Genomic DNA, 3716 nt, shown 5'->3' with positions numbered 1-3716 from the left:
CGAGGAGAGACTGATTGAGACCAGGAACAAGAAAGAACTGGAAAGGCAGCTGCTTGCATGTATGAAGCGGCTCATCACTGCCGAAGATTTTGATGTGCAATATAAAATTGCCCCCTTGCGAACCCTGGTGCCACGGCCTAATTTTATCAGTCTGTATATTACCGCCTTCATCATAGAAGATCTTATCAAGCATCGCTCCATTGAAGATGTCTACGGCACTGATGACGAAATTTACTACTGCATCAACGGCGAACTGATCAAGTTCATTCGTGTCTAGGCGTAATTTAGCAGGCCTCCCAGACGAGATTAATTTATGCATTTTGCGCCATCGTCAACAGCATTGTTGGCCCAGGCGGTGCCGCAGCAATATCAATTGATAACAGCGGTATGAAGACAGGTACAGTCTGCGACGAAGAGTTCGATTGAGGCTCAGTCCTAGCCCCCCATCGACGAGGGAGCCCTCAATGCGGCCTTTCCTGGATGTGCTGCCATGTGTACGGCCTGTCTCCCTGGCGGACGAGCCTGTTCTCAGGTGCAACTGTTGAATGCTGCGCAACTGGTCAGCGCGCCGCAGGAAAGATGTAAAGAGGACCTGGCAGCGAGTCTACAGAGGTATTGTGAGATGGCGGCTTGCTGGTTTTTTCTATTACTCAACCGCACTGCTGGCATGTTCGCCTAAATAAAGGTATCGATTAACAATCCTTTGACAGACAGAGTAGATTGCAGATTGCCGCAGCTATCATACGCCCCCATTCCCGGAAGGGGAGGGACCTTGTTGTTGGGCTTCCAGCTGCCGCGATTGCAGGCTTCAGCAGTCGTCCATATGCCGTCCTGGTCATAGAGGTCAATGGTGTCATAGACATTGGAAGAGTGCTGCAAATCTGCAGTATCATTAGTGGTTCGGGGCAGCACAGTTGCTGTTGAATGTTTAGGGGTCAGCCTCCAGGTGGCAGTGATTTGCCACTGCTGCAGTGAAACTGTCATGGCGTGGGTCGAGAACATTATGACGCACCGCATAAATCACAGATAACAGAAATCGGGGAAGACGCAACTATTATATGGGCACTGATCGTCCATAGATTATTTGGCCATTGCCACCGGCAAATGCGGACCTGGAATCAGTTGGAATTTACAATTGGACCGGATGATTCATGAATTGACTCTATTCATGAGCCATCCGTGTCAGCCTTCCACTTCGTCAAGATCAATCTCTGGCGCTTCTGCGTGCCTGAAAAAGGAGCACAGCACTCTGACTGCGACTATCAGTAACACACCGCAGACAGCAACCAGAATACCCTTTATCATGGTTATCTTGGCGTTTATCCAGGACCGCAAGGAAACTAACATTGCTGGCGGTTGCAATTTTGCCGGTATCTTCTGAATATCTATCATCTGAGACCTCCTTTGCTGCAATCGCCGCTAGGGGTATGAACTACTGTATCCCGCATTACCCTGCCAGGTGGTCTCTATGATTACAAGGTGCCTCCATGCGTCTGGGCCACCTCGAGCAAGTCCACGAAACATTCTTGCCGGAGCACCTGTCAGGGTAGCATTTGAACTCTTTTTGTAGACAAAGATCGTGCCAACAGGGTGTGTTTGCTTATTCTCAATAAAATTCATAAAATAAGAGACATATGAAGATCAGCGTTGTTCTTATAATAGGTAATTGTAACCAGTGTATCTCTGAGAATATCAGGCGGGGCTTTCTGCACCACTATTGCTGTTGTGAGTTGCCAGGAGAAATATTTCCTGTTGGCACTGAAGAACCTGTCAATAATGATGTAGCAGGATGTCAGAGGTAATCCTGAGCCAACCGTTGAGGATACGCCAGCACGATGTTCTTACTGGTTGTGTATGAAATTGACGAACCAGCTTCGCTGGGAAAGCTGCAGTTTTCCGGATTTGCTCGGGAAATGTTCGCCGACCTCTTGAATGCCATTCAAGCGCTCTCCCAAACTGAGCTACAGCCCCACCGGCTTAACTTTTTGAAAGATATCAAGAATCCGTCTTGTTGTCAACGTTTTTTGCTGCAAGATTTTGCTGCCCCTGAAGAGGCGACGGTAAATGTGCAGGCTATTGTCTACAGGAGGTCAATTTTATGGTCCGCCAGGGAGAGGAGAACAACCAAAGTGACAGAAAAGCTGGTGAGGCGGCAGAGATTTCTGAAGAGGCGGCCCTGGAGGAAGAGATCGAGCACTTCAAGGAACTCCTTTTAGAACATGATCGTTCTCTTTTCATTAGACTCTCCGACGGGGAGAAACCTTCTCCTGAAGAGAAGAGGGCAAGGAGTCAGATACTTCGGCATCTCAATCGGGCAAGACGGCGGCTTTACCGCTTGAGGAAGAGCGGTGCCCCGGAAATGAAGCGCAGATTAACCATTGTGGTAACGGAAAGCGAATACGACCATATCAGGATCCAAGCCCAAGAAGAGGGCATGAGTCTGTCTGCCTATATTCGTTGGAAGTTGATGACGCCGGATAGTTGACCAAGTGGGAGTGGTCAATTCCTGGCGAGAACATCAAGAAAAGATGAGAGCAAGAGTTCCCAGCAGTGCACAATATGGGGCGAAATAGAAGAGCTTGCCTTTGGAAACCACAGCGCGAAGAAGGCGCAAGGCTAGCCAGCCAACCACAAGGGCTGAGAAAAAACCCGCAGCTACCACCTGCCACTGCAAGTAATCGACGCCAACGTGGCGCAGTTCGAGCACTGAGGCACCAAAAATTGCGGGAAGGGAGAGCAGGAAAGAAAAACGGAAAGCCAGGTCTGCATCCAGACCTCGGAGAAGGCCGGTTGCAATGGTGCTGCCAGACCGGGACAGGCCGGGAGTGATGGCTGCGCCCTGGGCAAGCCCCACAAGAAGGGCATCGATGAAGTGGAGAGTGTTCCTGGCAGAGTGTTTTCGTAAAGGCCAGCGGCTCCAGAGGAGTAACAAGGCAGTGAGCCATAATCCCAGGCCAGCCACTGTAGGAGAAGAAAAGGCTCTTTCAAATGCCTCTCTGAAGAGAAGGCCAATCACGGCAGTAGGAACCGAGCCGATTACTATCATGGCCGCCAGTCTTGTTCCCCGGCCATATTGCTCCACAGATGCCTGGGATCTGCCAGGGCAATAATGTTGCAAGGTTCTGAAGCTGTCTCTGAGGATTTCCAGGAGATCGTGGCGAAAGACCAGGACAACCGCAACGAGCGTGCCAGTGTGGACTGCCACGTCAAAAAAAAGCTGCGATTCCCGTATGCCGAAGAAGTGCTGGGCTGGGCAAGAACCAGGTGCCCTGAACTGCTTACTGGCAGGAATTCAGTAAGGCCCTGCAACACCCCGAGACACAGACCCTGGAACACGTTCATTTAATAATGCCCTGGGTAGCAGTCCATGAAAACCCGCCACGTCAATGGCACCCGCAAAGAAGCCGTTCCTTCCTGGAAGTGAGAAGGGGGAGCCATAACTAGACAGCCACGGTCGTGCACACGTTGCTGCTGTCAATTTTACCTCAAAGAGGCGACCGACGGCTGTTTTTCACTGGTAATCGTTCTTGCCTAAAGGCCTAGAAAAAGTATACTTGGCCGGCTCTGAAATCAGCTTTTCGGCAGCTTCGTTGGTATTGCCGCCCATGGCACTGAAAGGCAGGGAAACAATGAATACCGCAGTGCCAATAACCGTAGCTGCAAGCCCCACAGGCCTGAGAACGATAAGGTCAAAGGTCATTCCTTCAGCGGATGTC

At 50.5% G+C, this 3716-nt stretch carries 7 protein-coding genes; 2 read left to right on the top strand and 5 right to left on the bottom strand.

Going from position 1 to position 3716, the window contains the following annotated elements; genetic code table 11:
* Window positions 1-277: hypothetical protein (locus JRI89_17870; GenBank protein ID MBW2073100.1), on the top strand; the 277-nt coding region annotated here is incomplete at its 5' end.
* Window positions 278-675: 398 nt separating this feature from the next.
* Here JRI89_17870 and JRI89_17865 read toward each other — a convergent pair.
* Together JRI89_17865 and JRI89_17860 are read right to left on the bottom strand one after the other, a co-directional pair.
* The gene (locus tag JRI89_17865) at window positions 676-1002 is read right to left on the bottom strand and encodes a hypothetical protein (GenBank protein MBW2073099.1); all 327 of its coding nucleotides are present in this window, start codon (window positions 1000-1002) and stop codon (window positions 676-678) included.
* Between the two features lie 180 nt (window positions 1003-1182).
* Window positions 1183-1392, bottom strand: a complete 210-nt coding sequence (locus JRI89_17860) for a hypothetical protein (GenBank protein MBW2073098.1) — start codon at window positions 1390-1392, stop codon at window positions 1183-1185.
* A 706-nt stretch (window positions 1393-2098) separates the two neighbouring features.
* On the opposite strand from JRI89_17860, the gene JRI89_17855 reads away from it, so the two are divergent.
* Window positions 2099-2485 carry a hypothetical protein gene (locus JRI89_17855; GenBank protein ID MBW2073097.1) on the top strand — a complete coding sequence of 129 codons (387 nt, stop codon included), beginning with the start codon at window positions 2099-2101 and terminating at the stop codon, window positions 2483-2485.
* Between the two features lie 33 nt (window positions 2486-2518).
* Here the strand turns inward: JRI89_17855 and JRI89_17850 are convergent, their stop codons facing one another.
* From JRI89_17850 to JRI89_17840, 3 genes are all read right to left on the bottom strand, one after another.
* Window positions 2519-3046, bottom strand: a complete 528-nt coding sequence (locus tag JRI89_17850) for an undecaprenyl-diphosphate phosphatase (GenBank protein ID MBW2073096.1) — start codon at window positions 3044-3046, stop codon at window positions 2519-2521.
* The gene (locus JRI89_17845) at window positions 3043-3342 is read right to left on the bottom strand and encodes a hypothetical protein (GenBank protein ID MBW2073095.1); all 300 of its coding nucleotides are present in this window, start codon (window positions 3340-3342) and stop codon (window positions 3043-3045) included. The genes JRI89_17850 and JRI89_17845 overlap by 4 nt, the downstream gene beginning before the upstream one ends.
* 169 nt (window positions 3343-3511) lie before the next feature.
* Complete coding sequence (locus JRI89_17840) at window positions 3512-3700, bottom strand: hypothetical protein (protein ID MBW2073094.1); 189 nt, start codon at window positions 3698-3700, stop codon at window positions 3512-3514.
* Window positions 3701-3716: the final 16 nt, after the last annotated feature.

It is taken from the genome of Deltaproteobacteria bacterium, assembly GCA_019309045.1.
GTDB lineage: Bacteria > Desulfobacterota > Syntrophobacteria > BM002 > BM002 > JAFDGZ01.
The sequence above is the reverse complement of the archived record's forward strand: the minus strand, read 5'-3'. Positions and strand labels throughout refer to the sequence as shown.

What these genes read in the sequence shown, in the direction of transcription:
- JRI89_17840 (MBW2073094.1), bottom strand. Translation starts at nt 3,700, where the DNA reads ATGACCTTTGACCTTATCGTTCTCAGGCCTGTGGGGCTTGCAGCTACG.
- JRI89_17850 (MBW2073096.1), bottom strand. Translation starts at nt 3,046, where the DNA reads ATGATAGTAATCGGCTCGGTTCCTACTGCCGTGATTGGCCTTCTCTTC.
- JRI89_17855 (MBW2073097.1), top strand. Translation starts at nt 2,099, where the DNA reads ATGGTCCGCCAGGGAGAGGAGAACAACCAAAGTGACAGAAAAGCTGGT.
- JRI89_17865 (MBW2073099.1), bottom strand. Translation starts at nt 1,002, where the DNA reads ATGTTCTCGACCCACGCCATGACAGTTTCACTGCAGCAGTGGCAAATC.
- JRI89_17860 (MBW2073098.1), bottom strand. Translation starts at nt 1,392, where the DNA reads ATGATAGATATTCAGAAGATACCGGCAAAATTGCAACCGCCAGCAATG.
- JRI89_17845 (MBW2073095.1), bottom strand. Translation starts at nt 3,342, where the DNA reads ATGAACGTGTTCCAGGGTCTGTGTCTCGGGGTGTTGCAGGGCCTTACT.